Annotated in this window: 24 protein-coding genes and 1 pseudogene; 14 read left to right on the top strand and 11 right to left on the bottom strand. The window is 67.8% G+C overall.

Going from position 1 to position 26893, the window contains the following annotated elements; genetic code table 11:
- Positions 1–32: 32 nt before the first annotated feature.
- From F9278_RS17280 to F9278_RS17270, 3 genes are read right to left on the bottom strand one after another with little or no spacing between them, the layout of a single operon-like run.
- Positions 33–299 (bottom strand): hypothetical protein, encoded by a 267-nt coding sequence (locus tag F9278_RS17280; RefSeq protein WP_152169166.1) that lies wholly within the window; start codon positions 297–299, stop codon positions 33–35.
- Positions 296–2965 carry an SUMF1/EgtB/PvdO family nonheme iron enzyme gene (locus F9278_RS17275; protein WP_152169165.1) on the bottom strand — a complete coding sequence of 890 codons (2670 nt, stop codon included), beginning with the start codon at positions 2963–2965 and terminating at the stop codon, positions 296–298. Before F9278_RS17275 ends, F9278_RS17280 begins: the two co-directional genes overlap by 4 nt.
- Positions 2962–3741, bottom strand: coding sequence for a class I SAM-dependent methyltransferase (locus tag F9278_RS17270; protein WP_152169164.1), 780 nt, complete (start codon positions 3739–3741; stop codon positions 2962–2964). Before F9278_RS17270 ends, F9278_RS17275 begins: the two co-directional genes overlap by 4 nt.
- Before the next feature lie 236 nt (positions 3742–3977).
- On the opposite strand from F9278_RS17270, the gene F9278_RS17265 reads away from it, so the two are divergent.
- The gene (locus tag F9278_RS17265; RefSeq protein WP_152169163.1) at positions 3978–4589 is read left to right on the top strand and encodes a TIGR04222 domain-containing membrane protein; all 612 of its coding nucleotides are present in this window, start codon (positions 3978–3980) and stop codon (positions 4587–4589) included.
- A 55-nt stretch (positions 4590–4644) separates the two neighbouring features.
- Here the strand turns inward: F9278_RS17265 and F9278_RS47135 are convergent.
- Positions 4645–4776, bottom strand: a pseudogene (locus F9278_RS47135) (adenylyl cyclase); the annotation flags it as partial.
- Positions 4777–5006: 230 nt separating this feature from the next.
- Between F9278_RS47135 and F9278_RS17260 the strand changes: the two are divergent.
- Together F9278_RS17260 and F9278_RS17255 are read left to right on the top strand one after the other, a co-directional pair.
- Positions 5007–6218, top strand: coding sequence for a DUF262 domain-containing protein (locus tag F9278_RS17260; protein ID WP_193241529.1), 1212 nt, complete (start codon positions 5007–5009; stop codon positions 6216–6218).
- Positions 6219–6248: 30 nt separating this feature from the next.
- Positions 6249–6848 carry a hypothetical protein gene (locus tag F9278_RS17255; RefSeq protein WP_226966777.1) on the top strand — a complete coding sequence of 200 codons (600 nt, stop codon included), beginning with the start codon at positions 6249–6251 and terminating at the stop codon, positions 6846–6848.
- 36 nt (positions 6849–6884) lie between these two features.
- Here F9278_RS17255 and F9278_RS17250 read toward each other — a convergent pair whose 3' ends face one another.
- Together F9278_RS17250 and F9278_RS17245 are read right to left on the bottom strand one after the other, a co-directional pair.
- On the bottom strand, positions 6885–7079 hold the full coding sequence (locus tag F9278_RS17250) for a DUF397 domain-containing protein (protein ID WP_152169160.1): 195 nt from the start codon (positions 7077–7079) through the stop codon (positions 6885–6887).
- Positions 7076–7924: a helix-turn-helix domain-containing protein gene (locus F9278_RS17245; RefSeq protein WP_152169159.1), complete on the bottom strand. Its 849-nt coding sequence runs from the start codon at positions 7922–7924 to the stop codon at positions 7076–7078. Before F9278_RS17245 ends, F9278_RS17250 begins: the two co-directional genes overlap by 4 nt.
- 202 nt (positions 7925–8126) lie before the next feature.
- On the opposite strand from F9278_RS17245, the gene F9278_RS17240 reads away from it, so the two are divergent.
- Positions 8127–8780: an ATP-binding protein gene (locus tag F9278_RS17240; RefSeq protein WP_152169158.1), complete on the top strand. Its 654-nt coding sequence runs from the start codon at positions 8127–8129 to the stop codon at positions 8778–8780.
- A gap of 9 nt (positions 8781–8789) precedes the next feature.
- On the opposite strand, the gene F9278_RS17235 is transcribed toward F9278_RS17240, so the two are convergent.
- The 3 genes from F9278_RS17235 to F9278_RS17220 form a co-directional block, all read right to left on the bottom strand.
- On the bottom strand, positions 8790–11951 hold the full coding sequence (locus F9278_RS17235; protein WP_152169157.1) for a DUF3427 domain-containing protein: 3162 nt from the start codon (positions 11949–11951) through the stop codon (positions 8790–8792).
- Between the two features lie 610 nt (positions 11952–12561).
- Entirely contained in the window at positions 12562–13572 is a 1011-nt protein-coding gene (locus F9278_RS17225; RefSeq protein WP_152169156.1) for an SEC-C domain-containing protein, read from the bottom strand.
- Between the two features lie 173 nt (positions 13573–13745).
- Positions 13746–15299: a glycoside hydrolase gene (locus F9278_RS17220; RefSeq protein WP_152169155.1), complete on the bottom strand. Its 1554-nt coding sequence runs from the start codon at positions 15297–15299 to the stop codon at positions 13746–13748.
- 171 nt (positions 15300–15470) lie between these two features.
- Here F9278_RS17220 and F9278_RS17215 point away from each other — a divergent pair, with 171 nt between their 5' ends.
- The 4 genes from F9278_RS17215 (at position 15471) to F9278_RS17200 (ending at position 18507) form a co-directional block, all read left to right on the top strand.
- On the top strand, positions 15471–16142 hold the full coding sequence (locus F9278_RS17215; RefSeq protein WP_152169154.1) for a class E sortase: 672 nt from the start codon (positions 15471–15473) through the stop codon (positions 16140–16142).
- Positions 16143–16215: 73 nt separating this feature from the next.
- Positions 16216–16527: a DUF6412 domain-containing protein gene (locus F9278_RS17210; RefSeq protein WP_152169153.1), complete on the top strand. Its 312-nt coding sequence runs from the start codon at positions 16216–16218 to the stop codon at positions 16525–16527.
- A 223-nt stretch (positions 16528–16750) separates the two neighbouring features.
- Positions 16751–17530 (top strand): YidC/Oxa1 family membrane protein insertase, encoded by a 780-nt coding sequence (locus F9278_RS17205; protein WP_152169152.1) that lies wholly within the window; start codon positions 16751–16753, stop codon positions 17528–17530.
- Between the two features lie 119 nt (positions 17531–17649).
- Positions 17650–18507 carry a fumarylacetoacetate hydrolase family protein gene (locus F9278_RS17200; protein ID WP_152169151.1) on the top strand — a complete coding sequence of 286 codons (858 nt, stop codon included), beginning with the start codon at positions 17650–17652 and terminating at the stop codon, positions 18505–18507.
- 147 nt (positions 18508–18654) lie between these two features.
- On the opposite strand, the gene F9278_RS17195 is transcribed toward F9278_RS17200, so the two are convergent.
- Both F9278_RS17195 and F9278_RS17190 read right to left on the bottom strand, forming a co-directional pair.
- The gene (locus tag F9278_RS17195) at positions 18655–19125 is read right to left on the bottom strand and encodes a heme-degrading domain-containing protein (RefSeq protein ID WP_152169150.1); all 471 of its coding nucleotides are present in this window, start codon (positions 19123–19125) and stop codon (positions 18655–18657) included.
- Positions 19122–20222, bottom strand: a complete 1101-nt coding sequence (locus F9278_RS17190; RefSeq protein WP_152169149.1) for a Gfo/Idh/MocA family oxidoreductase — start codon at positions 20220–20222, stop codon at positions 19122–19124. The genes F9278_RS17195 and F9278_RS17190 overlap by 4 nt, the downstream gene beginning before the upstream one ends.
- Positions 20223–20278: 56 nt before the next feature.
- Here F9278_RS17190 and F9278_RS17185 point away from each other — a divergent pair, with 56 nt between their 5' ends.
- From F9278_RS17185 to F9278_RS17160, 6 genes are all read left to right on the top strand, one after another.
- The gene (locus tag F9278_RS17185) at positions 20279–21460 is read left to right on the top strand and encodes an ROK family transcriptional regulator (protein WP_226966775.1); all 1182 of its coding nucleotides are present in this window, start codon (positions 20279–20281) and stop codon (positions 21458–21460) included.
- A 228-nt stretch (positions 21461–21688) separates the two neighbouring features.
- The gene (locus tag F9278_RS17180; protein ID WP_193241528.1) at positions 21689–22609 is read left to right on the top strand and encodes a cell wall protein; all 921 of its coding nucleotides are present in this window, start codon (positions 21689–21691) and stop codon (positions 22607–22609) included.
- 244 nt (positions 22610–22853) lie between these two features.
- Entirely contained in the window at positions 22854–23633 is a 780-nt protein-coding gene (locus F9278_RS17175) for an HAD-IIA family hydrolase (protein WP_152169147.1), read from the top strand.
- Positions 23634–23877: 244 nt separating this feature from the next.
- Positions 23878–24603 carry a hypothetical protein gene (locus F9278_RS17170; RefSeq protein ID WP_152169146.1) on the top strand — a complete coding sequence of 242 codons (726 nt, stop codon included), beginning with the start codon at positions 23878–23880 and terminating at the stop codon, positions 24601–24603.
- A 10-nt stretch (positions 24604–24613) separates the two neighbouring features.
- The gene (locus F9278_RS17165) at positions 24614–25321 is read left to right on the top strand and encodes a class F sortase (RefSeq protein ID WP_152169145.1); all 708 of its coding nucleotides are present in this window, start codon (positions 24614–24616) and stop codon (positions 25319–25321) included.
- A 439-nt stretch (positions 25322–25760) separates the two neighbouring features.
- Entirely contained in the window at positions 25761–26777 is a 1017-nt protein-coding gene (locus F9278_RS17160) for a glycoside hydrolase family 6 protein (protein WP_152169144.1), read from the top strand.
- The last annotated feature ends 116 nt before the right edge of the window (positions 26778–26893 follow it).

Below are 26893 nucleotides of genomic sequence, written 5' to 3'. Positions count from 1 at the left end.
TGTGACCGTGCTGAGGAGCGGAGCGCTGTCGGTCACCGGTAGTACTCGGCAGGGTCGGGCTGACCAAGGCGGATCACGAACTCGGCCCGGTCAGGACTCTCGGCACTGATGTGGAAACGCACGTGTTCCCCCGCGCGGATGGTCCGGAATCCCTCGGTCACGATGTGCCGGTAGTCGAAGCTGTAGTACCGCTCGTCCTCGTCGTCGCGAATGATGTAGGAGCTGAGTACACCACTCGGTCCTCCGCCACTCAGTCGTGTGTCGACGATGGTTCCGTACCGTGGCTGCCCGCCGCTCATGTCGTCGGCTCCTCTGTCCCGCAGGTGCTGCTTTCGTCGCTGGCGGATTGCACACATCGGAAGCCGACCGCGTTACTTGCACCGTTCTTTCGATAAATGCCCTTGGAACTGGCTTGTGTGGCGCGCAACGGGTTGTCGTAACTACCACCGCAGATGACGGCTTCGCCGGAGTCGTCCGGGCTGGTGGAAGTCCATTCCCAGCAATTGCCCACCATGTCGAGGAGACCGAACGGGGAACGGTTGCCCGGGCGTTCTCCGACCGGTGTCACCCATGCTCTGCGAAGGGCGTCTCCCGCGAAGTCCCGGTACCAGGCTTGGTACGTCACGACGGGTCGGCCGACCCAGGTGTCGGCGCAGTTGACGCGATCGCCGTCCGGGGCGTCGCCCCAGGGAAAGAGCCGGCCGTCGTTTCCTCGTGCGGCAGCTTCCCATTCGAGCGCCGTCGGCAGCCGCTTCCCTTCGAAGGCGGCGAAGGCGTACGCGCTCCACCAACTGACGCAGACGGCGGGGTGAGCGTCGTAGCACGAGTTCTCGTAGTAGTCGGGTCGTCGTAGTCGGTTGATCACGGGACGATGTGTGATGTCGGCGGGCTGGTTCGGGTGGTCCCACCGTGAAGTACCGTCTGTTTCGAGGGCGTTGAGGAAGCGGCGATAGCGTGCGACGGTCACGGCGTCACGGTCGAACCGCACAGGGTGTCGGACCCGGCGGATCAGCAGCCGCTCAGCCGGGCCGACCAGATACGCACCACTGGGCAGCACACAGTCGTCGGTCCGCAGCCGACTGGGCATTCCGGCCAGGAAGGCGCGTACTTGCTCGGTGAGGAAGACACCTCCGGGAAAACCCGCCGCCTCGTCTTGATGTGATGGATCAGTGAGATACCGGGCGGCAAGAAGTTCCTGATATGCGCTGTGCGCAAGAGCGACGTGATCAGGCCCGGCAGGTCGCAACAACGGTCCAAGGACACAGGCGTCGAGATCCAGCCGTCCGTCCGCGAAGGCTTCGGCCCCCAACCGCCGGACCAGGTCAAGGAGAGAGAACACGGTCTGGTCGGAGAGGAAGGCGTGTCCGAACGCGGCTGGCAGCCGCGCCTCAAGGTCGGGCCGTCCTCGCTGGGCCAACGTCCGTGTGATGTGTGCTCCGAGTATGTCCGCGAGCCTCTGCCCCGGCGGAAGGTCCAGCACGGCGACGAGCTGCTTCTCCAGCGGTGTGGCCTCGGGTTCGGCCAGGCGTACGACGTGGAAGTGCGGTACGCGCGATGGGTCGAGGCCGTTCGCGTACATCTGCTCGACCAGTTGCTCGGAGCGGCCCGCGCCACTGTCCAGCAGCTGGCGTACCTGGGGCGAGTCCGCGAGGAAGGACACCCGTGAACTCATGACCACCGCCGATTCGGCGGACAGGACGGCGGCGAGATCGGTGAAGAGCCGTAAGAACCCCGCGGGGCTCGACTCCTCGACGCCTTCATCGACGGCATCGAGCACACACAGCGCGGTCCCGGAGCGGATCAGGTAGAGAAAGAGGTCGAACGCGCGGGAGCGGTCCGAAGGCGCCAAGGCAGGTGCCACGAGACGGCCCGCGTACTCGGAGAACGGTTCGTCCTTCGGTTTGAGCCCGAGGTCGAAGTAGAAGCGAAAGCGGTGGATCTCCGGGTCGGTCGCGAGTGAGCGCAACAGTGTGCTCTTTCCGCTTCCGGGACGTCCGGTGACCAGAACGTTCGCGTTGCCCTGAGCTAGACGGGACAGCAGCTCCGCCGCGTTTCCGGACTGTTCCACCCCTGCTTCGCCGGTGCGCGGGTCGGTGGTCAGTGTGGCCGCGGTGACAACGGTCCGCGGTTCGACCGGCGCAACGACGGAGGCGACGCGGGCGAGGTGGTTGTCGAGATTGACGATGGTGTCGAGAAAGCCGTCGTAGCGCACGATCCGGAAGTCCCCGCCGAGGAGCTGACGCAACGGGTCGGAGGGGTTTCCGCAGTCGTCGTCGAGGACGACGAACCGGGTGAGCTTGGGCAGTCGGGTGCGCAACAACTCGCCGCCGCTGGAGGCGAGGACCGTACTCAGGTCATCGGCGTCCTGGGAGAGCATCAGCTCCACGTATTCGAGTCGTACTCCCGACTCGCGGCAGAACAACTGATACACGGTGTCCCGGCTGAGCACGAACCGTTTCGCCTGGCGGTAGCCGAGCGTGAGATACAGGCCGGCGAGGAACTCGCAGCGCCGCGCGACTTCAGGGGCCATGCCGGGCTCACCGTCGAGCAACGCCACGCTTCCCGTGTCGGTGAACCAGACCAGCACGTCGACGAGCCTGCGTACGGCCAGCAGGCCGTCCTCGTCGCTGATGTCGTATCCGTCGTGCGTGGACCGGTTACGGAGCCGTCGGATGTCGTCCAGGGCGTCCAGGACCGTGCTGCTGCGGATGTACGGTCGGCAGCGCTTGACGAGGTCGTTCAGGGCCTTCGTCGCAGGATCGCCTTCGATTTCGTGGTAACGCCACAGCTCCTTGAGTAACTTCTCGGCCAGCTTTCCGACCAGAGCGACGGCGTTCTCCGGGTAGCCGTCGTTCAGCGACCGCAGTGGCCGTGCCAGATCGAGCCCCAACCGATCGGCGATCCGCGCGTGGTCGTCGAGTTCGTTCCTCAGACGCCGCAGCCGTTCGTCGACCACAGTGCTCACGCCTCGTTCCCCCGCCGCCGTCCGAGGACGAACGCGAACCGGTCAGGGAACACCAGAACAGGCTCCGGATGCGCCGTCCGCATTTCTTCGATGCCCTTTTCGATCTCACTGTCGCTGAAGGTCGACAGCAGCGACATATACCGGGCGCGCACCATGCCGAAGTACCTGTCCCGGTCGATGCGTAGTTCATGCTCGACGTGTGTGAGGTCGGCCTCCAGCCCGGCCGCCCTCAGATGCGACTCTATGAGCGCGGGGTCCGGCTGAAGCTCCTCAAAGCGGTCGAGGGCGGCCTTGAACAGCGGATACTCGATCGTGGCGGGGAGCATCACCACCAGCAGCCGCCCCCCGGGTGCGAGCCGGGCGGCCAGACCCCGAAGCGTCCGGGCCTGGTCGGCCACATGATGCACCGACTCCTTGAGCCACATCGCGTCGAGTTGTGCGTACGGCAACTCCGCTCGCCCTTCGGCGATGTCCTCGGCGGAGGCGACGATCGGCGCCAGCGCGGGGGGAGGTGGGGCGCCGAGCTGACGGAGCATCGCGGCGGAGGGATCGACACACAGGATCGGCTGACGTGGCTGGACCTGCTCTGCAACTTCCCTCGCGAACAAGCCCGTTCCGGAACCGATGTCGGCGATCCGGTCTGTGGGGTTGAGCCGCAGCACCTCGGCGATCCGGCCGGACATCCAGGGAACGTACTCCGGACCGTAGATCCAGTGCTCGTCGTACTCGGCCGCGAGCTCCTCGTAGTGCCCTCGCACGTCGCCCTGCCGCTCCACGATTCCCCTCGCGTCCCTCGACTGCCGTCGACTGTGCTGCCTGTGTCGACTGGCATGCCGCACAGAACCTGTGCAGGTTATCGCGCGTGCCGGAACGGCAACAGGGCGTCATCAGCGATCGCGCCGCTCACTCGCAACAGCTCAAGCAATCCTCTGAACTGAGCGGGAAGGGGGTTGTCCGTACCCCTACCCGGCGACACTGCCGACAGCCGAAGTGTTTCGAAGGGGGATACGGAATGCGTGTGTTCCGGCGGTCCGCGGCGGTCATGGGGGAGCCCCAGACCGCCGCCCTGGACCTGTATGACCTGGCCTTCCTGGCAGGCGGGGCTCAACGGGTCTCGGACAGCGCGGTGATCGCGCTGTCCGAGACGGGGTCGCTCAGGATCCGTGGCTCACGGGTCCGTGCCGTGGGCGAGGCGCGCCCCGCGCACCCGGTCGAGCAGGCCGTGCTCGCGTGGTGCCCGCACAGCCGCACCATCACCTCCGTGCACGCCGCTCTGCGCGCCTCCCCAGAGGTCGAGGAGATCGGCCGACGGCTGGCCGCCCGAGGACTGGTGACGGGGGCCCGGCGCCGGCCGACCCGGGCGGGCAAACGGCAACTTCAGGCAGCTGAACGCGACGAGGGCCTGCCGACGTACGTCTTCGTCGGCCCCACGGTCCTCCCGAACGGTCAGGTCCGACGCGGCGTCCTCGGCGCGCATCCCCTACCGTCAGGCCTCGGCCGAGCTCTGACCCGCATGGGCAGGGCCCTGGATCGCGACTCCGATTTCGATGCCGATTCCGACTCTCACTCCGACTCGGGCGGGGGCTTCAGCTGCGGGGGCGGGGGCGGGGGTGGCAGTGACTGAGGCCGTGCGTTCGGTTCGGTGACCATCCCGACGAGCTGTCGACGAGCAGGCGCCATCACGCGAAGAGGAGGGTCGGCTCGGCGAGGATGTCACGCCCCAGTTCGCTCTTGTAGATCAGATCGATGCTGCCGAAGCGCGCGTGAGCGTAGTCCAGGCTCAGGGCTGCTACGGCGTCTTGCACCGCCGCCGTCAGACGGGTTGACCGCGCGAGCGGTCTTCAAGGAGATTCCGAGGCTCCTGGACGATCGGGCTCTCGCGGCTCGACAACTCTGTGTGATCACACGCGGCAGAGCAGGCTATCGAACATCTAAACGGCTAGGATTTTCTGACCTGCCCAGTGCCTGTCCCGTCTGGCAGGCTGGGTAGATGCGGGGACTCGGGGCGTCTCGGGTCGGGATCTACGAAGAGCGGAGCGACGTGGCGAACGGCAGCGAACCTGACTGGGACGACGCAGATGGGGAAGAAGAGGACACCTCTGCGGCAGTCACTTCTGAAGAAGTGACACGAGCGGTGGTCACCGATACAGACTGGACTGCTGAGACTATTCTGAGCCAGTTGCGTCGAGGGAACATTCAACTCAATCCCCGGTTTCAGCGTAGGGACGCATGGAACAAGCCGAGGAAGAGCAAGTTTATCGAGTCCCTGATCCTCGGACTGCCTATCCCTCAGATTGTTCTTGCGGAGGATAAGAATCGCCGCGGAAAGTTCATAGTGCTGGACGGCAAACAGCGTTTGCTGGCCCTCAGGCAGTTTGCTGCGGGATCTTCGTTCGCTGCATCCGCTGAAGAAGAGACGTTCAAGGGGTTCTCTCTGACCGGGCTTGAAGTTCGAGAGGATCTTCGGCTTGCCACGCTCCGAAAGATGGAGAACGAGGAAGGATATGTAGATGACCTGAACTCGCTACTCAACGAGACCATCCGAACTGTCGTCGTTCGACGCTGGCCCAACGAGGATTTCCTCAACCTGGTGTTCCTGCGGTTGAATACGGGCAGCGTTAAGTTGTCTCCGCAGGAGTTGCGACAAGCATTGCACCCGGGGCCCTTTACGGACTATCTAGATGATTGCGCGTCCGGCAGTGAGTGGCTGCGGGCGGCTCTGCGCATCGATAAGCCGGACTTCCGAATGCGCGATGTCGAGATACTGCTGCGATATTTTGGTTTCCAGTACACTCTGGACGAATACACTGGAAACCTCAAGAAATTCCTCGATGACACGGTTAACGTCCTCAATGATCAGTGGTCGAAAGAGGAAGATCGTATCAAGCGAGTTGGCGAGAACTGCGATAACGCCATCGAGGCAACGTTCAAGATCTTTGGGGACAATGCGTTCTATCGCTGGGCTTCTGGGAAGTATGAAGGTCGGTTCAATAGGGCTGTTTTTGATGTCATGACCTTCTATTTCTCTGATGAGGCTGTTCGCGCCCAGGCAGTTTCGCGAGGGGCAGCGGTCGAAGCGGCCTTCCGTGGTCTATGCGACACCAACCAGCGCTTCGTTGAGTCGATCCAGACGACCACCAAGACCCCTGTGGCAACGCATCGCCGTCTGTCTCTGTGGGGTGAGGCCCTCGGCGAGGCGCTCCAGACGAAGCTGCGCATCCCTGAGCTGCGCGATAACCGTCTCATCCCGTAGGGGGCGGTTGGTATGACGTCTTCGCGCTTCTTGGAGCTGGAGAAGAGAATCGGAGAGCTTCGCCATAGCTTTCTGCCACCATTGTTTGATCCGACTGTTCTCTATGAGGAGATAGTCTACGAGCATACGCGAGCCTTCAGGGTCCTCGCTCACGCGGAATTCGAGTCCTATATTGAAGACCGTGTACTTGAGGTCCTAGATACTGCCTTCTCTGTCTGGAAGGCTGACGGGGCAATATCTGTGAGCCTGCTCGCGGTCGTGGCTTATAGGGAATCTGCGCCGTCTATCCCGGAGTCTTTGAACGATGCGGCAGCCCGGCCAGCAAAGTACCCTACTCTGGAAGGTCGGATTGAGGCTGCACGAACGGACTTTCACCGTTATGTGCGGAAGCAGAACCACGGAATCAAAGAGAAGAATCTCCTGCGGCTGCTTCTGTCGGTTGGCCTGCAGGAAGTCGAAATCAACCCTGGTTGGCTGGATGTGACGGAAACTTGGGCAACCGCTCGCGGTGACGCTGCCCACAAGGGAGCCAAGGTGCAAGTCAGACCTGATCCCCAGAAGGAACTCAAGACGGTGAATGATGTACTGGATGGATTCCGCGGGCTCGATAATATAATGGCGAGCAAATAGCGGTCGCGGTAGGAACCGAGGGGGATTCTCGCGGGATTACAGGGCGATGTACTTTAGTGCTTCTATGAATTCGCGCCATGCTTGGTATCTGACAAGGATAAGATCCCCCTCGGTGAACTTCGAGTCGCGTATTAGAGTGCCCCTATCTGTATGTGCGCACTCGACGCACTCTGTGCCGCTCCCGCCGCTGTGAGAAGACTTGAACCAATAAGATGTGACTATATCGGTCATTCTGGCTCCTTGCTTAGCTGGTTGATCAGGGCGGCAGAAGACTCCATGTCGATGGCATTGGCGCTCAGGTACTGGAATGCCAACCTGTATCGATCCAGTTCCTGAGGCTTCTCCATGAAGAGGCCGCCTGCGAGCAAGTCGACGTAGACCACGTCCAGCTCGGGTGTCGGGCCTCGTAGTACGGCGAAACTGCCAACGGCTGCCGCATGCGCGCCCTTTGAGAAGGGCAGTACCTGGACCGTGATGTTCCGGCGCTCGGACATTGTGTGCAGGTGGGTAAGTTGTTCGCGCATCACCTCGCGTCCGCCGACGTTGCGTCGGATGGCTGCCTCGTCGATCACGCACCAGATGTGCGGCGGCTCATCCCGTTCGAGAAGTTCTTGTCGCTTCATGCGAATGTCGACCATGTGTTTCACTTCCCGCTCTGTGCATTCGACCTCTGAGGCCCGGTGAACGGCCTCCGCGTACTTGCGCGTCTGGAGCAAGCCGGGGATGTACATGCAGGCATAGTGGTCTTCGCGTACGACCTCGTCCTCAAGTGTGAGCATGAGGTTCATTGAGTCGGGGATCGGGTCGGCGAGTGACCGCCACCAGCCTTGGATCTTCGCCCCCTTTGCGAGCTCGACCAGGGCTAGACGCTCTTCGTCAACGGCGCCGTACTCGCGACAGAGGGCGTCTACGGCCGGCCACTTGACTGTGCCCTCCTTTGTTTCGTAGCGACTCAATGTCGCTTTTGAGATGCCGACGCGGGCGCCCGCTTCCTCAAGGGTCAGTCCCTTGAGCTCGCGGAGGCGGCGCAGGTCCGCTCCCAGTTGGCGCCTTCGTGTGGTGGGTCCCATCGGCATACGTGTAGCCCTTCATGTCGATCCATCAGATCGTCCTTGTTGCCCGGACGGGTCGGCAAGGTGGTGTGCGCCGGGGGCGCGAGATGCGGAGGCGCGCTCCTTGTCGCCTGAAGTGAGAGTTCCATTTTGAGAGTTCCAATGAAACTCTAGGTGTGCAAGATACACCTGTGTGTAACTCAACGTGGGGAAGAAGGAGTTGGGCATGGACTGCATGGCAAGGAAGGCCTGGGATCTTCAGTTCCTGGCAGAGCCCGAGGAAGTGGCCGCCCTACGCCGCATCGTGCGGCTCCACCTGGGGCTTTGGGGGCTGCATCATGTCGTCGACGAGGCTCAACTCTGCGTCAGCGAACTCGTGTCGAACGTCATCACACACGTTGGCCACGGCACTCCGGCCACCCTCGCGGTTTCGATGCACGGCACGTATCTGCGCATCGAGGTGTATGACCCCGACACCCGGGCCCTGCCCACGCTCACGGCTGCGGATTCCGACTCGGAGGGCGGGCGCGGCATGGCCCTCGTGGATGCCGTTACTGACCGCTGGGGTGTTCAACTCCTCGCTGATCGCAAGATGACGTGGTGCGAACTCCCCACCACCCTGACCTCGCTCAACAGCCATCGTGGTGGACCTCGTGTCACAAGAGCGAGCGAGGTGCTCGACTTCTATGGCCAGGTGAAGCAGCCGTCCACAAGCAACTCAGGACGGTTGAGTGCAACCATGGCAGAAGAAGCAGCGATCATTGTCATTGCTGATCTTCTCCACTGGCTTCGGGCGCACGGTCGCGATCCGGATGACGCGTTGGACCGAGCCCAGATGCACTTCGAAGCGGAAGTGGAAGCAGGGGTGTTGGGGGCCTGATGCGCGGCGCTACCCGGCTTTGATAGTCGAGTACGTCCAGACGTCCGCCGGAAGCTCCTGCCTTAGTTTCCACGTGATCGCCATCGGCTTGCTCCCGGTGTGATCCTCGTACTCCGCAGGGCCGAGCAGTATCCACGGCTGCGCGCCCCCTATGTCGGTGTTCTTGTAACGGCGTACGAAGAGCAGGACGTGGCTGCCTTCGGCCACATGATTCTTGTAGCGCAGGCCGGTGGGGGAAGTCGCTGAGGTCTGGTTTTGAGACTCCCAGTGGAAGAGAGTCTCGCTCTGTGCGTAGTCGTGGTACCTGGTCTGCGGGGAGAAGTCCTTCTCGTCCTTCTCCAAGGTGATGAGGAGCGCGTCCGTCTTGATCGAGTCGCACCACTTCACGCCCTCGCGGAAGTCGGCCGGCATGAAGCCGCCGATGTACGACTGCCCCAAAGCGGGCAGGATCTCTTCGCGACTGTATGAGGCATGCACGGTGAGGGGGACGCCTGCGGGGCCGCCCAAACCGAAGAGAGGGATTGGTACGTGCTCGGTGTGGGCGAGGTTGTATGCCAGCATCTGACGCAGCTCGCTGCGGACGGCATGTTGTTTGCGCAGGGTTGCGAATCCGGCGTCGTAGTTGGCGTAACCCTTGCGCATGATGCCTCCAAGGGGCCACAACTGGAAGAAGAGCATGCGGGCATAGGCCTGTGCCCGCTCGTCAAGTTCGTTGTAGGTAGGGGCGTCGTCTTCCAACATGCTTGTGTACGCAGCGACTCGTAGCGGGTCGTCCACGTGGAGGAACGCTGAGACGCGCTTAAGTAGCGCGGCCTCGCCCTCGGGAGCCTCGCCCTTCAGTAGGCCGGAGCGACGGAGCAAGCCCGTCCACGAGTTCCCGTTGCCTCGGTAGAGCTCTTTGAGTTCGCGTCCGCTCTCGTCGAGGTAGCGGCTGAGGTTCGGCTCGGCGTAGCTCGCTACCTCGCGAGCCAGAGCTGTGACGTTGACGCCGATCTGGTCCTTGATGTTGGCGATGATTACTTTCTTCGCCTTCTCCTCAAGGATGATCTGACAGCCGGAAGGGAGTTGTGGAAAGTCGTGCTCGATGTTGTCCAACAGTCGCTTGCGAGTAAGGTTCGTGAGGGCGCGGAACTGGTTCTCGAAGCGGAACTCCTTGCGGTGCTGGCCAATGAAATCCAACACGGTCAATACGGCCTTGTTGTCGGTACGGCGGAGGCCTCGGCCAAGCTGCTGCAGGAACACCGTGGCGCTGGAGGTGGGCCGCAGCAAGAGCAGGGTGTCTACATCAGGGATATCAAGGCCCTCGTTGAAGAGGTCGACCGAGAAAATTACCTGCAATGCCCCGGACGTGAGATCGGCCAGGGCTTGCTTGCGCTCATCGGTAGGGGTTCCGGCAGATAGGGCAACGGCGTTGAGTCCTGCTTTACGGAAGGACTCCGCCATGAAGCGTGCATGTGTGACGGAAACGCAGAAGCCCAAGGCGCGCATGGCGCTCGGGTCGGCGATTTTCTCTTGCACGGCCTTCAAGACCAGTAGCGCCCGCGCGTGGTTGGCGGACAGCACATCACTCAGCTCGCCCGAGTCGTACGCCCCGCGATGCCACTTCACCGCACTGAGGTCGGTGTTGTCGCTGATGCCGAGGTAGTGGAAGGGGCTGAGCAGGTCGTTCTCCAAGGCCTCCCACAATCGCATCTCCGCAGCGATGCGCCCATCGAAGAACTCGTCCTGGATGTTCTTGCCGTCCATGCGCTCGGGTGTCGCGGTCAGCCCGAGCAGTTCCAGCGGCTCGAAGTGGTCGAGGATCTTCCGGTAGGTCGGGGACGTCCCGTGGTGGAACTCGTCGATCACGATTACATCGAAGTGATTGGCTGCAAGCCGGTCCAATGCGCGCGCGTTGAGTGACTGCACGCTGGCGAAGACATGCGTCCAGCGGTCCGGAATCTCTCCACTGTGCAGAGATTCGCCGAAGTTCGCGTCTACCAAGACGTCTTGGTAGGTCCGCAGGGACTGCTGGAGAATTTCCTTGCGATGAGCAATGAAGAGGAGTCGTAGGTCACGGCCGTGCTTCTTGCGCAACTGCTTGTAGTCCAGCGCTGCCATCACTGTCTTACCCGTACCTGTGGCCGTCACCAGTAGATTCCGGTGCCGGTCATGCACTTCTCGCTCGACTTCGAGGCGCTCCAGCATGTCGCGTTGGTGGGCATAGGGGCGTACTTCGAGTCCGGACAGGGTGATTCTGCGATCTGCGCCCGAGGTATTCGAAGAGCCCCCGGCGATCGCCAATGCCTCCTGGAGCCGTGCACCGTCAGCGTCCGGGTCATACAGCTCGAAGGACGGGTCGCTCCAGTAGGCCTCGAAGGTCGCGCCGAACTTTCGCATTACGTCGGGGGTGGCGATGGAGGAAAGGCGCACGTTCCACTCCAGCCCATCGAGCAGCGCGGCCTTGGAGAGGTTGGAGCTGCCGACGTACGCGGTGTCGTAGCCACTTCGTCGGCGGAACAACCATGCCTTGGCGTGAAGGCGAGTCGACCTCGTCTCGTAGTTGACCTTGACCTCGGCATTGAACTCTCGCACCAGCCGGTCCAGCGCGCGCCGCTCAGTCGCCCCGATGTAGGTCGTGGTGATGACCCGTATCGGCACGTCTCGCTCACGGGCGGCCTGTAGAGACTGCTCGATGATGCGCAGGCCGTGCCACTTCACGAAGGCGCAGAGCAGGTCGACGTGGTCAGCGGTGGCGAGCTCGGCACGCAACTCGAAGCCGAGGCTCGGGTCTTCGGGCGAGTTGGTGATGAGTGCAGTGTCGGAGAGTGGGATTCCCGGGCGTACGGCGAAGACGCCGGGGGCCTCCTGTCGGGTCAGCGCTAGCAATTGACGAGGGCCGGACGCGACCAAGTCCACCCACTCCTGGGCCCCCTTGAGCGTGCTGATGGAGTCCAGAATGTGGTTCGCTGCGTGCACTCGCTCTTCGGGAGGAATGCCGAGCAGCACGCGTCGTACGGTCGTTGCGACGTGCCTGGCCAACACGTGGGGTACCGATTCTGCTCCCAGTTTGTCGCTCACCGGACGCCATCCGAGGCTGGCGAGCTCCTTCAGCCGCTCCTCGCACCGCAGCGTGATGAGTTCCTCGTACACACCTGCGACAGGCTGTGACAGGGCTCCTGACTCAGACACGCACGCTCCTTCGATCGCCCAGACGGCTATGCCCATGTGTAACAGAGCCCACCGACATTCCATCGAAGAACTTCATTGCGAAGTAAGCGGCACACCCATCGAGAGACGGACTGCCAGCTCGGCGGCCGTGTCCTCGCTGACTTGCCTGATCATGCGTGCGGGGACGGCGGGAGACAACGATGTCTTCGTGCTCAAGGCAGCTGGCCCTCACGATCATGGCTCGATCGAGCCGTTGGACCACGGCCGCGGTTCGATTCGATCACAGAGCCGAGGTCGGCTGCACCGGGTCTCGGGGACTGCTCTGTTGATGGGTACCGGCGTTACCGGGTTGCCGTAGGACCACTCGATTCTGGCAGTGTCGCGCCTCCGCCGCCCGCCTCAGGGCGCTGCGCGTCGCCTGCGGCGATGGCCCTGCGGGCCACCCGTGACCCGGGCCGCTCCAGCGCGGGGGTGAAGAGAGCGAGCGGCCCGGAGGGGTAGGTGGCCCGGCCGAGTTCAGGATGGAGGTCGGTTGGGTTGTGGGGCGGGGTTCGGGGCGCGTTCTCGTCTCGCAAGCACGCCGGGATCGCTTAGCGGCTTGCGGTGAGTGGTGGGTGAGGGGTGGTGAGGGCTACGCCCCGTGGCAGGTCTCGTACGTTTCCCCCGAGCCGCACCAGCATGCGCTGCCCCGCTGTGGGGGCCAGGAGACGGCCAACCCCCGCGCCGCCAGTGTCGTCGCGTACTGCGGTAGCAGCGTCGCGTCGTCCGGGGAGGCGCCCTCCGAGGCGGCGAAGGCCTCGTAGGACGGGACCGTGCCCGTGACGATGCCCAGGTTGGGGGTGCCTGAGGAGGATAGTTCCCTCAGGGAGGCCTCTATTGTCGACAAGTGGGTCTCGTGGGACGGGTATTCCGGCGTCAGGCCTGGGTACGCCGACACGAGCTCCGACAGCTCGTTCGCCGGCCAGTGGAGGACCGCTACCGGGAACGGGCGGGAGAGAGCCTCGCGGTACGCGCCCAACTCCGCTCGTAGGCGGGAGATTTCGGCCTGGAGTTCCGCCGGGTTGTCCGAGCCCAGGGACCAGACGCGCTTGGGGTCGTGCAGTTCGTCCAGGGAAACGGAGGACGAGTGCTGGGTGTCCGCGACGGCGTCCCAGTTGTCGTGGGGGGCGCCCAGCATGCGGCGGACGCGGTGGCGGCCGAACAGCAGCGCACGCGTCGCGTACGGGGGCTCCGCCACGTCCGTCAGGAGGAGGGTCACGGCTGCCGTGAAGGTGTCCTGGGCGGCTTCGAGTTCGTCGTGCGACTCCAGGGACTCCGCGACGATCACCCAGGGGGCCGGGTCCCGCGGGGCCGCCGCGCGGACTCCGTCGATGATCGCGCGGGCCTCCGCCTCGTGGCCGTACTCCCAGAGGTTGGAGGCTTTGAGGGCTCGTACGAGGTGGGGGTTGTCCAGCGGGGTGGAGGACGACAGGAGGCGGTCGTAGAGGGTTGTCGCGGTCGGGCGGTCGCCGGCCAGTTCCCGGTGGGCCGCGGCCTGCAGCAGCAGGTGTTCGGCGTCCTCCGGGTAGAGGTCGGCGGTCCGCTCCAGGCGTGCCGCTTCGGCGGTGTGGTCGACGTTCTCGGCAGGCGTGTCGGGGCGCATGGACGACACCGTACTGCCGATGGGGGAGCGAAGGGGATGGAGGTGAGATGTGGGTGGAGGTGGGAGGGGGCAGGTCAGGGGCGCGTTCGCTCCAGCCTCCCTCCCATCTCCCTCCCACCTCCCTCCCACCTCCGCCTTCGGGCCCTTTCCCTACGGGGCCCGCGCACCGGTCCCTAGATCGTCACCCCGTCGATCTGCAGCGTCTGCACCGCGCCCGCCGCGAACGGCACCGCCACCGACTTCCCGCTCAGGTAGGTGTCCGAGTACGCGCGGTAGCGGTCGCTGCCGCCCGAGGTGTGGGTGTTCCAGCGGGGGACCAGGCCGTTCGTGCCGCCCGTCACCGTCGTGAAGCCGGAGAGGTTGAAGGTGAAGGTCTGGGCGGAGGTCGCGGTGTTGATCGCCACGATCACCAGGCGCTTCGCCGTCGCGTCGTACGCCGCCGCCGTGTAGCTGGAGCCCGCGTCCAGGATCGTCATTCCCGGGCGGATATGGCGGCTGAATTGGGCCATTACGTAGTATTTGGTCTGGATCGTGGTGGGTTGGAGGGTGTTCGCGTCGTACGCGATCATCGCCCAGCCCGCCGTCGGGTCCATCACCTGCCAGTAGACCCAGGCCGTGGGGTGGAGCCAGCGGAAGTCGTAGCAGAGGTTCCGGGCGAGGGTCCAGCCCGTGCCGTCGCTGTCGCCCGTCTCCGAGTTCCAGAGCTTCTTGCCGGACGTCGTCACCACGTCCGTGTAGAGGAGGTCGCGGCGGCCTCCCGCACCCTGGTAGCCATGTACGTTCACCTGGCTGACCAGGGCTTTCGTCGAGGAGCCGAAGGAGGCCCAGGTGGAGCGGGCCGTGTCGTAGTTCGTCTCGTCGGAGGCCGCGATACGGACCGACGTCAGGCCGCGGGTGTCCAACTCGCTGCGCATGTACGGGAGTACTGCCGCCTGGACCGCCGGGTCCATGTGGCAGCCCTCCTGGGTGCCGGTCGCGGTCCACCAGGAGGCCGCCGGCTCGTTGAAGGGGTCGACCGTCGCGAAGTTCACGCCCCAGTTGTTCTTGGCGTAGAGGGCCGTCGCCGCCAGGTGGGAGGCGTGCTGGCGGTAGTTCCAGGTCTGGAGGTTGTTGCCGCCGCCGGAGGCACCCGAGGGGTTGTGGTTCGAACACATCCACCACATCGGGGAGTTCGCGAAGAGTTCCGTCGTGGCCCCGCGCGCCACCGCCTTCGTCAGGGCCGCGCGCTGGTTGGCGTCGGCCGTCCAGTCCCAGGCCGAGGAGGTCGGGCTCTCGTTGGTGTAGTCCTGCCAGAAGCCCTCGATCTGCTTGTACGCGGGGATGTTGGCGGAGGCGACCATCGACTCGCCGTTGATCGCGTTCCAGCTGCACGCGCCGAGGTTGTAGCGGGCGATGTTCATGCCCAGGCCGGGCAGGGCCGTGCCGTTGTACGTCGTCGTCTTCGTGGTGAACCACAGGTCGGCGAAGTCGTCCCGGGCGCCGAAGACGTTGGCCCACCAGGCGAGGGAGGTGCCCCAGCCCTCCCAGGTGCCGTACTTGGTGGCCGGGTTGACGGCGATGGTCGCGTCCGCGCTCGCCGTGCCCGTGCCGAGGGCGGTGCCGACGACCGCGCCGCCGGCCGCCGCCAGCAGGGCTCTGCGGCCGAAGGCCGTCGGGGGCCGGTCCGGGGCCGGGGATTCCGCGGCCGGTCTCGCCTGGTCGTCCTTGGGGAAGGGGGATGCGGTCATGTCAGCTCCGGGGGATGCGGGTGCCGAGAGGAGGGAAAGGTGGGGTTGGGGGACCGGCCACCTTCCGAGCTGCTCAGTGGGACATCGGAAGAGTCAGGGGTGAGTGGTGAGGTTGTCGAGAGGTGTGACAGCGCTTTCTGCTATTTCTTTCAAGGGTTATGAGAAGGGGAGATGAAAGTCGCCCACGTCCGTGCGCTCCGCGTCGCCGCCGAGTGCGCCGTCACCCTCGGGCTCGTCCTCCTCCTCTTCGTCGCCCATCAGCTGTGGTGGACCAACCGGCAGGCCCAGGAGGGCGCGGCCCGTGAGGTGGCCGCGCTGGAGCGGGAGTGGGCGGCCGGGAACGGGACGGATCCGGGGCCGATTCCCCTCGCCGCCGCCCCCTCGCCCCGGCCCGCCCAGCCCTACGCCGTCCTCGTCGTCCCCCGCCTCGACCTCCGTGTCCCCGTCGCCGAGGGCGTCGGCCGGGCGGACGTCCTCGACAAGGGGTACGTCGGGCACTACCCGGGGACCGCGCAGCCGGGGCGGGCCGGGAACTTCGCGCTCGCCGGGCACCGCGACACCCACGGCGAGCCCTTCCGCCGGCTCGACCGGCTCGCGCCCGGCGACGAGGTCCGCGTCGAGACCCGGGACGCCGTGCACACGTATGTCGTCGATCGGACGCTGCCGCAGACCGTGCCCGGTGACGGCGGGGTCCTGCGGCCCGTGCCGCGCAGTGACGTGCGGCCGGCGTACGGGTACCGCGAGCGCGGCCACTACCTCACGCTCACCACCTGCACACCCGCGTACACCTCCACGTACCGGCTCGTGGTCTGGGGGAAGCTGCGCTCGGTACGGCTCGGATGAGAGCATCGGATGAGAGCATGTGTGCGAGTGCGCCGCCGGACGCGGCGCGGGGAGTGCCGAGAGGAGGAGCGTCGTGATCCGGAACTGGTTCGGTCGGCGTCCCGCCGCGCTGCTTCTGCTGCTCCTCTTCGAGGTCGCCGTCCTCGACACCGGCACGCTCTCCGCGGCCGTCGCCTTCGCCGCCACCGCCGCGGCCGGCTCCGCCTTCGCCGCCTGCGCGCTGATCGCCTCGCGCTGCGCGCCCGTCGTACCCCGGACGCGCGTACGGACGGCCATACGGGACCGTGAGCGCCGTACGGCGTTCCTGCCCCAACGCGATCCCGACGCACGCGGGCGTACGCGCCCCCGGGCGCCCGGACGTGCCCTCCTGACGGCCATCGCGTAGGGCACGCCCCAGCTGCTCCCAGCCGCCTTCCAGCCGCTTCCCAGCTGACCGCGCGTGCCCTTTCGCGGGCCGTCTCGCCATGCCCCGGTCCACCGGCACACGTCACCGGACGACAGACGACAGACGACGGACGACGGACGACGGACGACGGATGACGGATGACGGATGACGTCCCGGTCGGACACTTCCCTGGCACGACGAGACCCCTGGAGGGCTCACACCCATGTCCGTTTTCGCCGACCTTGTCGCGCACCTCGCCGATCTGCTCCAGCCGCTGTTCCACGCCTCCGCGACCGCCGTCGCGATCGTGCTGTTCACGGCGCTCGTACGACTCCTCGTGCACCCCCTGTCCCGCGCGGCGGCGCGCGGGCAGCGGGCGCGGATCGCCCTGCAGCCGCAGATCGCGGAGCTGCGGAGGAAGCACGCGAAGAACCCGGAGAAGCTCCAGAAGGCCATGCTGGAGCTGCACGCCAAGGAGAAGGTGTCGCCGCTCTCCGGCTGCCTGCCCAGCCTCTGCCAGCTGCCGGCCTTCTTCCTCCTCTACCACCTGTTCTCCAACACGACGATCGGCGGCGAGTCCAACGCCCTGCTCACCCACAAGCTCTTCGCCGCCCCGCTCGGCGACCGCTGGCACGACGCGCTCGGCGACGGCGGGGTCCTCGGGCCGCAGGGGCTCGTCTACGTGGGGCTGTTCGTGATCGTCGCGTGCGTCGCGGCCTTCAACTTCCGGCGTACGAAGCGGATGATGGCGGCGGGTACGGCCGGGATGCCGACCGTGACGGACGAGCAGCTGCCCGGGATGGCGGCGAGCATGGGCGCCGTCAGCAAGTTCATGCCGTTCATGTCCTTCTTCACGCTGGTCAGTGTGGCCGTGGTGCCGCTGGCCGCCGCGCTGTACGTGGTGACCAGTACGACGTGGAGCGCGGTGGAGCGGGCGGCGCTCTATCCGCTGCCGTCGGCCGGGACCGCGCCCGGTACGTCGGCGGCGCCCGCCACCCCGTAAGAGCGGTCCAGTCCGTGAACCGGGTCTTGCGGAGTGGACCGTGACCACGGACGATCGACCAGTCCTCCGATGGCCGCACCCATCGGTCGGGCGGCGGACGATCGAGGGAGATGGCGACCATGAAGCTGCTGCGAGTCGGTGCGGCGGGTGCGGAGCGGCCCGCGCTGCTCGACGCCGACGGGGTCCTGCGGGACCTGTCGGGGATCGTGCCGGACATCGACGGCGCGCTGCTCTCGGACGAGGCGGCGCTCGGGCGGGTGCGGGAGGCCGCCGAGAGCGGTGAGCTGCCCGTCCTGGACCCGGCGGGGCTGCGGACCGGGCCGCCGCTCGCCCGGATCGGCAAGATCGTCTGCATCGGGCTCAACTACCACGACCACGCGCGCGAGACCGGGGCCGAGCCGCCGTCCGAGCCGGTGATCTTCTTCAAGGCGGCGGACACGGTGGTCGGGCCCCATGACACGGTCCTGGTGCCGCGTGGGTCGACCAAGACCGACTGGGAGGTCGAACTCGCGGTCGTGATCGGGCGTACGGCCCGGTACGTCGAGTCGCGCGAGGCGGCGCTGGAGCATGTCGCCGGGTACGCGGTGTCCCACGACGTGTCCGAGCGCGAGTTCCAGTTGGAGCGCGGCGGGACCTGGGACAAGGGGAAGAACTGCGAGACGTTCAACCCGCTCGGGCCGTGGCTGGTGACCGCGGACGAGATCCCCGATCCGCAGAAACTCGGGCTGCGGCTCTGGGTGAACGGGGAGTCGAAGCAGGACGGGACCACCGGGGAGCAGATCTTCGGGGTGAGTGAAGTCGTGCGGTACGTCAGTCAGTTCATGACGCTGTACCCCGGGGATGTGATCAATACGGGGACGCCCGCGGGGGTGGCGTTGGGGGAGCCTGAGCCGAAGCCGTTCCTTCGGGCGGGGGATGTGGTGGAGCTGGAGATCGACGGGCTTGGGCGGCAGCGGCAGGAGTTCAAGGACGCGTAGGCGCTCCGCTTGGTGCCGGGTGCCTAAGGGGGCGGGGAACCGCGGTTCGTTGGCGGCTGCGGGTTCGTCGTGGCTTGTCGCGCCCACGCGGCGGAGCCGCATGTGTCACAGCCCCGCGCCCCTAAAAGCACAGGGGGCACCCGGTGGTTACAAGGTGCCCTGGAAGCGCTCCAAGGCCTCCACCACCATTGCGTGGTCCTCCAGTTGGGGCAGGCCCGAGACCGTGACCGTGCCGATGACTCCGGCGCCCATGACGGTGATCGGGAACGAACCGCCGTGGGCCGCGTAGGTGTCGGGGTCCAGGCGGGACGAGTCCTCGAAGGTGGTGCCCTTGGCCCGGAAGCGGGCGCCGACCAGGTAGGAGGAGGCGCCGTAGCGTTCCACGACCCGGCGTTTGCGGTCGATCCAGGCGTCGTTGTCCGGGGTCGAGCCGGGGAGGGCGGCGTGGAAGAGCTGTTGACTGCCCCGGCGGATGTCGATGGCCACGGGGGCCTGGCGGTCGCGGGCCAGCTCCACCAGGAGGGAGCCGAGCGCCCACGCGTCGTCGTGGGTGAACTGGTCGAAGACCAGGCGGAGTTCCTGGGCCTCCAGTTCCTCGATGGTCGGGGTCCCGGTCATGACAGCTTCACCGCCACGCCCTCGCGCGCCGACTTCCGCGCCGCTTCCAGTACGTCCAGCGCGGCGGCGGCCTCGTACGCCGTGACCGGGTTGTCGCCGGTGCCGTGCAGGGCGGCGGCCACGGCCGTGTAGTACGCGGGGTAGTCGCCCGGGAGGGTCGGGACGGGGCTGCCGCCGCCGGTCAGGGGGGAGTCGCCGGCGCCGACACGGCCCCAGAGGTCCTCGGGCTCCTCGCCCCAGGCGGTGCCCGGGGTCGGGCGCTCGCCCTCGCGCAGGGCCGCTTCCTGGGGGTCGAGGCCGTACTTGACGTAACCCGCCTCGGAGCCCAGCACGCGGAAGCGCGGGCCGAGTTGGGGGGTGACGGCGGAGGCGTGGAAGTGGGAGCGGACGCCGTTCGCGTGCGTCACGGCGATGAACGTGTCGTCGTCCGTCTCGGCGCCGGGGCGGCGCAGGTCGGACTCGGCGTACACGAGGGTGGCCGGGCCGAAGAGGGTGAGGGCCTGGTCGACGACGTGGCTGCCCAGGTCGTAGAGGAGACCTCCGATCTCTGCGGGGTCGCCGGACTCGCGCCAGCCGCCCTTCAGTTGGGGGCGCCAGCGTTCGAAGCGGGACTCGAAGCGGCGGACCTCGCCCAGCTCGCCGTCGGCGAGGAGTCCCCGGAGGGTCAGGAAGTCGTTGTCCCAGCGGCGGTTCTGGAACACGGAGAGGAACAGGCCGCGGGAGTCCGCGAGGGCGGCCAGCGCGCGCGCCTCGGCCGCCGTACCGGCGACGGGCTTGTCGACGACGACCGCGAGGCCCGCCTCCAGGGCGGCGGTGGCCACGGGCACATGCGTCTTGTTCGGGGAGGCGATGACGACCAGGTCCAGTTCGTCCGCCCGCGCCCACAGCTCGTCGGCCGTCGCCGCGAACCGCACCTCCGGGAACTCGGCGCGGGCCTGCGCCCGCCGCTCGGGGTTCGAGGTGACGACCGTGTCGAGGGCCAGGCCCTCGGTCGCGGCGATCAGCGGGGCGTGGAAGACGGAACCGGCGAGGCCGTAGCCGACGAGGGCGACGCGAAGGGTCCTACCTGTGGTGGTACCTGTGCTGGTGCCTGTCATGTCTTCCACTTAAGCAACGCTGTTGCCAAAGTGCAAGCGCGAGGGACAATGGGGGTGTGAACGGCAACGGGAACAGCGACCGGACCGGGCGTACCGCCGGGGTGACCGGCGGGAATCTGCTCGCCCTGCGCAGCCACAACGGGGCGCTGGTGCTGGACCTGCTGCGGACCGCCGGGGTGGCCGGGATAAGCCGGCTGGAGCTGGCCGACCGGACCGGGCTCACCCCGCAGGCGGTCAGCAAGATCACCGCCCGGCTGCGCGCGGACGGGCTGGTGACCGAGGCGGGGTACCGGGCGTCCACCGGTGGCAAGCCGCGTACCGTGCTGCGGCTGGTGCCCGACGCCGGGCACGCGGTGGGCCTCCACCTCGACCGCGACGAACTGACCGCCGTCCTCTGCGATCTGACCGGCACGGTCGTCGCGGAGCGGCGGGCACCGCTCAACCTCGGCGCCGGGGCCGACGCGGTCGTCGAGGGCGCGGCACGGGAGGTCGAGGCGCTGCTGGCCGGGGTGAGCGAGGGCCGGATCGCGGTACCGGTCGAGGGCGGGCCCGGCGCGTACGGCTCCTCCCTCCTCCCCGTGCTCGGCGTCGGGGTCGCCCTCCCCGGCCCCCTCGATCATCTGCACGGTGTGCTGCACCGGGTCACCGGCTTCCCGGAGTGGGACGGGTTCCCGCTGCGGGCGGCGCTGGCACGGCGGCTGGGGATGCCGGTGGTGGTCGACAAGGACACCAACGCGGCGGCCCTGGGACTCGCGGCGGTCGCGGGGGCGCACGGCTCCTTCGCCTACCTCCACCTCGGTACGGGACTGGGGGCCGGCCTTGTGATCGACGGGGTGGTGCATCGCGGGGCCCGGACGCGCGCCGGTGAGTTCGGGCACCAGGTGGTGCAACTGGACGGGCCGATGTGCGAGTGCGGGAACCGGGGGTGCGTGGAGGCGTTGTGCCTCGCGGCGGTGGCGCGGGGGGATGTGGCGGAGGCGGCGCGGGTGCTCGGTACGGGGGCCGCGAATCTGGTGGGGCTGCTGGACATCGAGCTGGTGCTGCTGGGCGGGCGCACGGTGGAGGCTCGGCCGGACGCGTTCGTGCGGGGGGTGGGGGTCGTGCTGGACGAGTGGGCTCGGCGGCAGGGGGAGGATCCGGCCGTGCCGGTTCGGGTGGCCGGGGGTGGGGCGTCCGGGGTTGCGGAGGGGGCGGCTCAGTTGTTGTTGGCGCCGTTGTTCGGGCGTGAGGATGGGTGAGTGCGCCTGCGCGCCGTGGGGGCGGGGGTGGGGTGCGTTGGCGGGCGCGGGTTCGTCGTGGCTTGTCGCGCAGTTCCCCGCGCCCCTGAAAGGGCCGGGCCGTCCTGGTCCGGTGTCTACGAGGGCGCCCCTCCGCTCCGCTGATCGAGCGGACATCCGTCGTCGATCCCGGGACTCCCAGGCGCGGCGGGGCTCGTGGGGGCGGGCCGATGGCATGGTCATGTGTTCATGCGACTGTGTACGTGTCTGACCTCTGCCCTCGCCACCGCAGCCGCCCTCTTCAGTGGTCCCGCGGTGGCGCTCGACAGTGCCTCTGCCGCCGCCCCCGTACCCGTCGGCGCGGCATCGGCCGACCGGCGGCCCACCTGTGCCGGTGCCGACGACGGCGCCTTCCCCCTCCGCACCCGGATCCGCGGCGGCCCCGCCACCTACGTCGCCGGCGGCGGCTTCCACACCTGGACGGTGGAACTCACCAACACCACCTCCCGGACCTGCGGCAACATCCACCCGGTGATCGTCCTGGTCGACGGCGCGCGCACGCTGAGGCGGACCCAGCCGCAGCTGGAGTTCTATCCGGATGCCAAGGGGTCCACGCCCCGGCCGGTCACCTTCGAACGGACCGACGCCGACGAGCTGGTCGGCGTCCTCGGCGGCGACGGCGAGGGCGGCGGACCCGGCTTCACCGTGCCGCCCGGCCGCACCCTCACCGTCCGGGTCCGGCTCTCCCTCACCTCCGACGCGGTCGTGCCCAACGACGTCGTGGCGAACGCGGCCGTGATCGAGCGGCGCGGCGACGACAGCGAGTGGGTGGGCGAGTCCAACGCCTACCGTTTCCGGATCACCGACGGCGAGGAGGAGGGGGAAGCGGAAGGGGGGAGAGGGAAGGAAGGGGGAAGAGAGGCAGGGAAGGAGGTCGTGGGGGAGGAAGAGGTGGGGGAGGTGGGCAAGGAAGGGGGCGGCCCGGACGGTGGTGGGGTCGTGAAGGAGGGCGGTGAGGACGTACCCGATGCCGTGCGGGGCGAGCCGCGGCCGTACGCCGACGAGTTGGCCGCTTCGGGGATGCGCGAGGCGCTGCCGTATGTGACCGGGCTGCTGCTCCTGTCCGCCGGCGGGCTGCTGGTGGCGGCCGTCCGCAGGCGCGCCGGGTGAGGCGGGGTGGCGCGAGGGGCACGGTCTCAGCGGCCAAGACCGACCTCCTCTTTTCAGCCAGGGCTAGGGCCTGTCGTCACATTCCCGTCTGCCCCTCGGGCGATGACGGGAATGTGACGACAGGCCCTAGGGTTGGGGCGGACCCGGACGTACGGATGTGCGGACCCGGACGTGCGGATGTGCGGATGTACGGACGTACGGCAGGAATCGGCAGGAATCGGCAGAGGTCGGCAGGAGAAGGTACATGGCAGAGCGCAAGCCCATCGAGTCGTGGCTCACCGACATGGACGGGGTGCTCATCCACGAGGGCGTGCCGATCCCCGGCGCCGATGCCTTCATAAAGAAGCTCCGCGAGTCCGGGCGGCCCTTCCTGGTCCTCACCAACAACTCGATCTACACGGCCCGTGACCTGCACGCCCGCCTCTCCCGTATGGGCCTGGACGTGCCCGTGGAGAACATCTGGACCTCGGCCCTCGCGACCGCCCAGTTCCTGGACGACCAGCGGCCCGGCGGCACGGCGTACGTCATCGGCGAGGCGGGGCTGACGACCGCGCTGCACGACATCGGGTACGTCCTCACCGACCACCGGCCCGACTACGTCGTCCTCGGCGAGACCCGCACGTACTCCTTCGAGGCCATGACGAAGGCGGTACGGCTGATCAACGGCGGCGCCCGGTTCATCGCCACCAACCCGGACGAGACCGGCCCCTCCACCGAGGGCCCGCTGCCCGCGACCGGTGCCGTGGCCGCGCTGATCACCAAGGCGACCGGGCAGAAGCCGTACTTCGCGGGCAAGCCGAACCCGCTGATGATGCGCACCGGCCTGAACGCGATCGGCGCGCACTCCGAGACCAGCGCGATGATCGGCGACCGCATGGACACGGACGTCCTCGCGGGCATCGAGGCCGGGATGGAGACCTTCCTCGTCCTCACCGGACTGACGACCCCCGAGCAGATCGAGAAGTTCCCGTACCGCCCGTCGAAGGTCGTGAACTCGATCGCGGACCTCGTCGACCGCATCTGACCCGGAGCCGGACAGACCTCGGAGCCGGACAGACCTCGGAGCCGGACGGACCTCGGAGCCGGACGGACCTCGGAGCCGGACGGACCTCGGACGCCCGCACAAGACCTATGGCGCCTGTCCAAGGCCCCGGACGTGCGTCCAAAACCCCGGACACCCGTCGGACACTCGTACGGAGCAGTCGCGGCCCGTCCCCGGATGCGGCCCGTCGCCCGGCGGGTGAGTCTCAGGTGTCTGGAGGTTCACCATGGGCTCATCGCGAGTCACTCTCTGCGCCGAGGCGGTGGTCGCGGCAGCGCTGACCGTGTCGGCGCCCTCGGTCCACGCGGCCGACTCGGGGAACGTCTCGGTGGTGCCGGCCTCGCCGGCGCCCGGCAGCGACATCCAGGTACGTGCCCAGGGCTGTGCGGGGAGGTCCGGAACGGCCGCCTCCAAGGCGTTCGTCGCGGACGCGCAGCTCACCCGGCTCAGCGGCGGCAGCCTCGGCACGCTCGCCGGGGAGACCCGCGTACGGTCCTCGCTCAAGCCCGGCACCTACGGCGTACGGATCACCTGCGACGGCAAGGAAGACAAGGTCAAGGGGACGATCGAGGTCGGCGACGGGAAGCCCGGTAGCCGGCCCCCCGCCACCAGGCCCCCCGCCACCAAGCCGCCCGCCACCAAGCCACCTGCCACCGAGCGGTCGCGGACCGAGCGGCCTGCGGACGAGTCCGCCGCCTCCCCGCCGCCCCAGGCCCCCGCCTCCCCGGTCGCCCCCGTGCGCGCGGGCGGCGGTGGGGCGGCGGCGCAGCTCGCGGTGGGCGATACGGCGGACGCGCGGGGCTCGGCCGATCCGGCCAACTCCATGGACGACGCCCGGCACACCGGCCCCGGCACCCGGCACGCGGTGATCGGGCTGGTCCTCGCCGGAGTCGCGGGGGTGGTGGTCGTGGCGCGGGGTGCGCGCCGGGGCCACCACCGAGGCACGGAGTAAGGGGGTCGCGGTGCCGAGACGGGACTACTCCGACGACGGAAGCGAGATCGGGGGCACCGGGGCCGGGTCCGGCGGCGGCACCGGTCGTGTCATCACCGGTGTCGCCTGGGCCGTGCTGCTGCTCGGCCTCTGGCTCTGGGGCCGCGAGGTCACCGAAGTACGGCCCGGTGTGTCCGCGCCGACCACCGGCGACGTGGCGGCGGTCGGGCGGCCCGCGCAGGCCGAACTGCCGCCCGCCGCCGAGCCGTTGGGCGGCGCGCGGCCCCAGCGGCTGGACATCCCCGCGCTGGGCGTGCAGGCGCCGGTCGTGGCCCGGGGCCTGGACCGGGACGGGGCGATCGAACCGCCCGCCTACGGTCAGCCGGGCGTCGTCGGCTGGTACGCGGCCGGCGCGCGGCCCGGCGCGACGGGTGCCGCGCTGTTCGTCGGGCACGTCGACACCGAGACCCGGCCCGCCGTCTTCTACAAGCTGAGCGCTCTGGGGGTCGGCGAGAAGATCCGGGTGGCCCGCAGCGACGGCCGGATCGCCGAGTTCACCGTGGACGACGTCCAGGTCCTCGGCCGCGACGACTTCGACGCCCGACAGGCCTACGGCGTACGGCAGTCGGGGCGTGCCGAACTCCGACTCGTCACCTGCGGCGGCACGTTCGACAAGGCGAGCCGCACCTATACGGCGAACGTCGTCGTCTCCGCGTATCTGAGCGGAACGGGGCCGTAGGACAGGGCTGGTGGGGCCGGTGGGGGGCGGGAAGGGGCCATGTGCGCGCCAGTTCCGCCCGTTCGCGAGGGACACGACACCCGGCCCGGTCGGCGACCCGCTCCCCCCGGGGCCGCCGACCGGGCCGGTCCTCGACCGTGCGCGCTCGGGTTGCGGGAGTAACCCGGCGCGGACACGGGAGGTCTTGGAACTCGGAGCACCCGGCGGGGCGCGACAGGCCGGGGACCGGGCCGTTCGTCTGTGACTCTAGGGCGTGCGGGCGCCACCGGCTAGAGGCTGTTTGACGCCAAGTCGACAAGCCGTGGCGCTATGTCATCAGTCCAGGTGGAGACGGCGGACGCGGGTGCCGTCCCGGCCAAGGCGGCGACGACCTCGTGGGCGAGGCGGGACTTATGTCAGGATTGGGGCTTACGACACGGTGCACCCAAGGGGGAGTTGGATGTACGGCAGTAGGGGGGCCGGGGTTCGGGCGTCCGTGGCGGTGGCGGCGTTACTGCTCGCCGGCTGTTCCGGGGGAGACGGCGGTGACGGCGAGGAGGACCGGTCCTCCGGTTCCGGCATCACCCAACAGCCGAGCGGCACGGACCCGTTCTGGGTCAATCCGGAGGGGAACGCGGCGGCGCAGGTCGCCGCCTACGAGAAGGCGGGCAAGGACGAGGACGCCGAACTGATCCGCAGGATCGCCGAGCAGCCGACCGGCGAGTGGATCGGCCCGGAGAACCCGGAGCAGGAGGCGAAGGGCTTCACCGAGGCCGCGGAGAAGGCCGAACGGGACGCCGTCCTCGTCCTCTACAACATCCCGCACCGCGACTGCGGCCAGTACTCCGGTGGCGGCGCGGCCGACGGCGACGCGTACCGGGCGTGGATCGACGGCGTGGCCGAGGGCATCGGGGACCGGTCCGCCACGGTCGTCCTGGAACCCGACGCGGTGCTGCACGTGGTGGACGGCTGCACGCCGGAGGAGTTCCACGAGGAGCGGTACGACCTGCTCAAGGGCGCGATCGAGCGGCTCGGCGGGCTGAAGAACACGAAGGTGTACCTGGACGCGGGCAACGCGGGCTGGGGCGACCCCGAGGAGATCTACGAACCCCTCAAGTGGGCCGGCGTGGAAGAGGCCGACGGTTTCGCCGTCAACGTCTCGAACTTCTACACCACCGACGACTCCATCGACTACGGCAGGCAACTCTCCGCGAAGATCGGCGACAAGCCGTTCGTCATCGACACCAGCCGCAACGGCAACGGGCCTTGGACCGAGGGCGACGAGGACGAACGCTGGTGCAATCCGCCGGGGCGGGCGCTGGGGGAGTCTCCGACGACCAAGACGGAGGACGAGCTGGTGGACGCGTATCTGTGGGTGAAGCGGCCCGGCGAGTCCGACGGGGAGTGCAAGGGGGGGCCCAAGGCGGGGGAGTGGTGGCCGGAGTACGCGCTGGACCTGGCCGAGGCGTCCGACTGACGGTCCGGTGGGGGCTGGTCGCGCAGTTCCCCGCGCCCCTGCGTTTCAGGGGCGCGGGGAACTGCGCGAGAAGCCCCCACCGGGCCCGAGCTTGGAACGGCGCAGGCCAGCGCAGC

The sequence above is a fragment of the Streptomyces phaeolivaceus genome (assembly GCF_009184865.1).
GTDB classification, from domain to species: domain Bacteria; phylum Actinomycetota; class Actinomycetes; order Streptomycetales; family Streptomycetaceae; genus Streptomyces; species Streptomyces phaeolivaceus.
The sequence above is the reverse complement of the archived record's forward strand: the minus strand, read 5'-3'. Positions and strand labels throughout refer to the sequence as shown.

Bases quoted from the DNA above. Each gene is read 5' to 3' on its own strand.
- F9278_RS17175 (WP_152169147.1), top strand. From the start codon at position 22,854: ATGGCAGAGCGCAAGCCCATCGAGTCGTGGCTCACCGACATGGACGGG.
- F9278_RS17220 (WP_152169155.1), bottom strand. From the start codon at position 15,299: ATGACCGCATCCCCCTTCCCCAAGGACGACCAGGCGAGACCGGCCGCG.
- F9278_RS17265 (WP_152169163.1), top strand. From the start codon at position 3,978: ATGCGTGTGTTCCGGCGGTCCGCGGCGGTCATGGGGGAGCCCCAGACC.
- F9278_RS17195 (WP_152169150.1), bottom strand. From the start codon at position 19,125: ATGACCGGGACCCCGACCATCGAGGAACTGGAGGCCCAGGAACTCCGC.
- F9278_RS17205 (WP_152169152.1), top strand. From the start codon at position 16,751: ATGTCCGTTTTCGCCGACCTTGTCGCGCACCTCGCCGATCTGCTCCAG.
- F9278_RS17215 (WP_152169154.1), top strand. From the start codon at position 15,471: ATGAAAGTCGCCCACGTCCGTGCGCTCCGCGTCGCCGCCGAGTGCGCC.
- F9278_RS17200 (WP_152169151.1), top strand. From the start codon at position 17,650: ATGAAGCTGCTGCGAGTCGGTGCGGCGGGTGCGGAGCGGCCCGCGCTG.
- F9278_RS17160 (WP_152169144.1), top strand. From the start codon at position 25,761: ATGTACGGCAGTAGGGGGGCCGGGGTTCGGGCGTCCGTGGCGGTGGCG.
- F9278_RS17170 (WP_152169146.1), top strand. From the start codon at position 23,878: ATGGGCTCATCGCGAGTCACTCTCTGCGCCGAGGCGGTGGTCGCGGCA.
- F9278_RS17180 (WP_193241528.1), top strand. From the start codon at position 21,689: ATGCGACTGTGTACGTGTCTGACCTCTGCCCTCGCCACCGCAGCCGCC.
- F9278_RS17245 (WP_152169159.1), bottom strand. From the start codon at position 7,924: ATGCCGATGGGACCCACCACACGAAGGCGCCAACTGGGAGCGGACCTG.
- F9278_RS17250 (WP_152169160.1), bottom strand. From the start codon at position 7,079: ATGACCGATATAGTCACATCTTATTGGTTCAAGTCTTCTCACAGCGGC.
- F9278_RS17225 (WP_152169156.1), bottom strand. From the start codon at position 13,572: ATGCGCCCCGACACGCCTGCCGAGAACGTCGACCACACCGCCGAAGCG.
- F9278_RS17190 (WP_152169149.1), bottom strand. From the start codon at position 20,222: ATGACAGGCACCAGCACAGGTACCACCACAGGTAGGACCCTTCGCGTC.
- F9278_RS17240 (WP_152169158.1), top strand. From the start codon at position 8,127: ATGGACTGCATGGCAAGGAAGGCCTGGGATCTTCAGTTCCTGGCAGAG.
- F9278_RS17280 (WP_152169166.1), bottom strand. From the start codon at position 299: ATGAGCGGCGGGCAGCCACGGTACGGAACCATCGTCGACACACGACTG.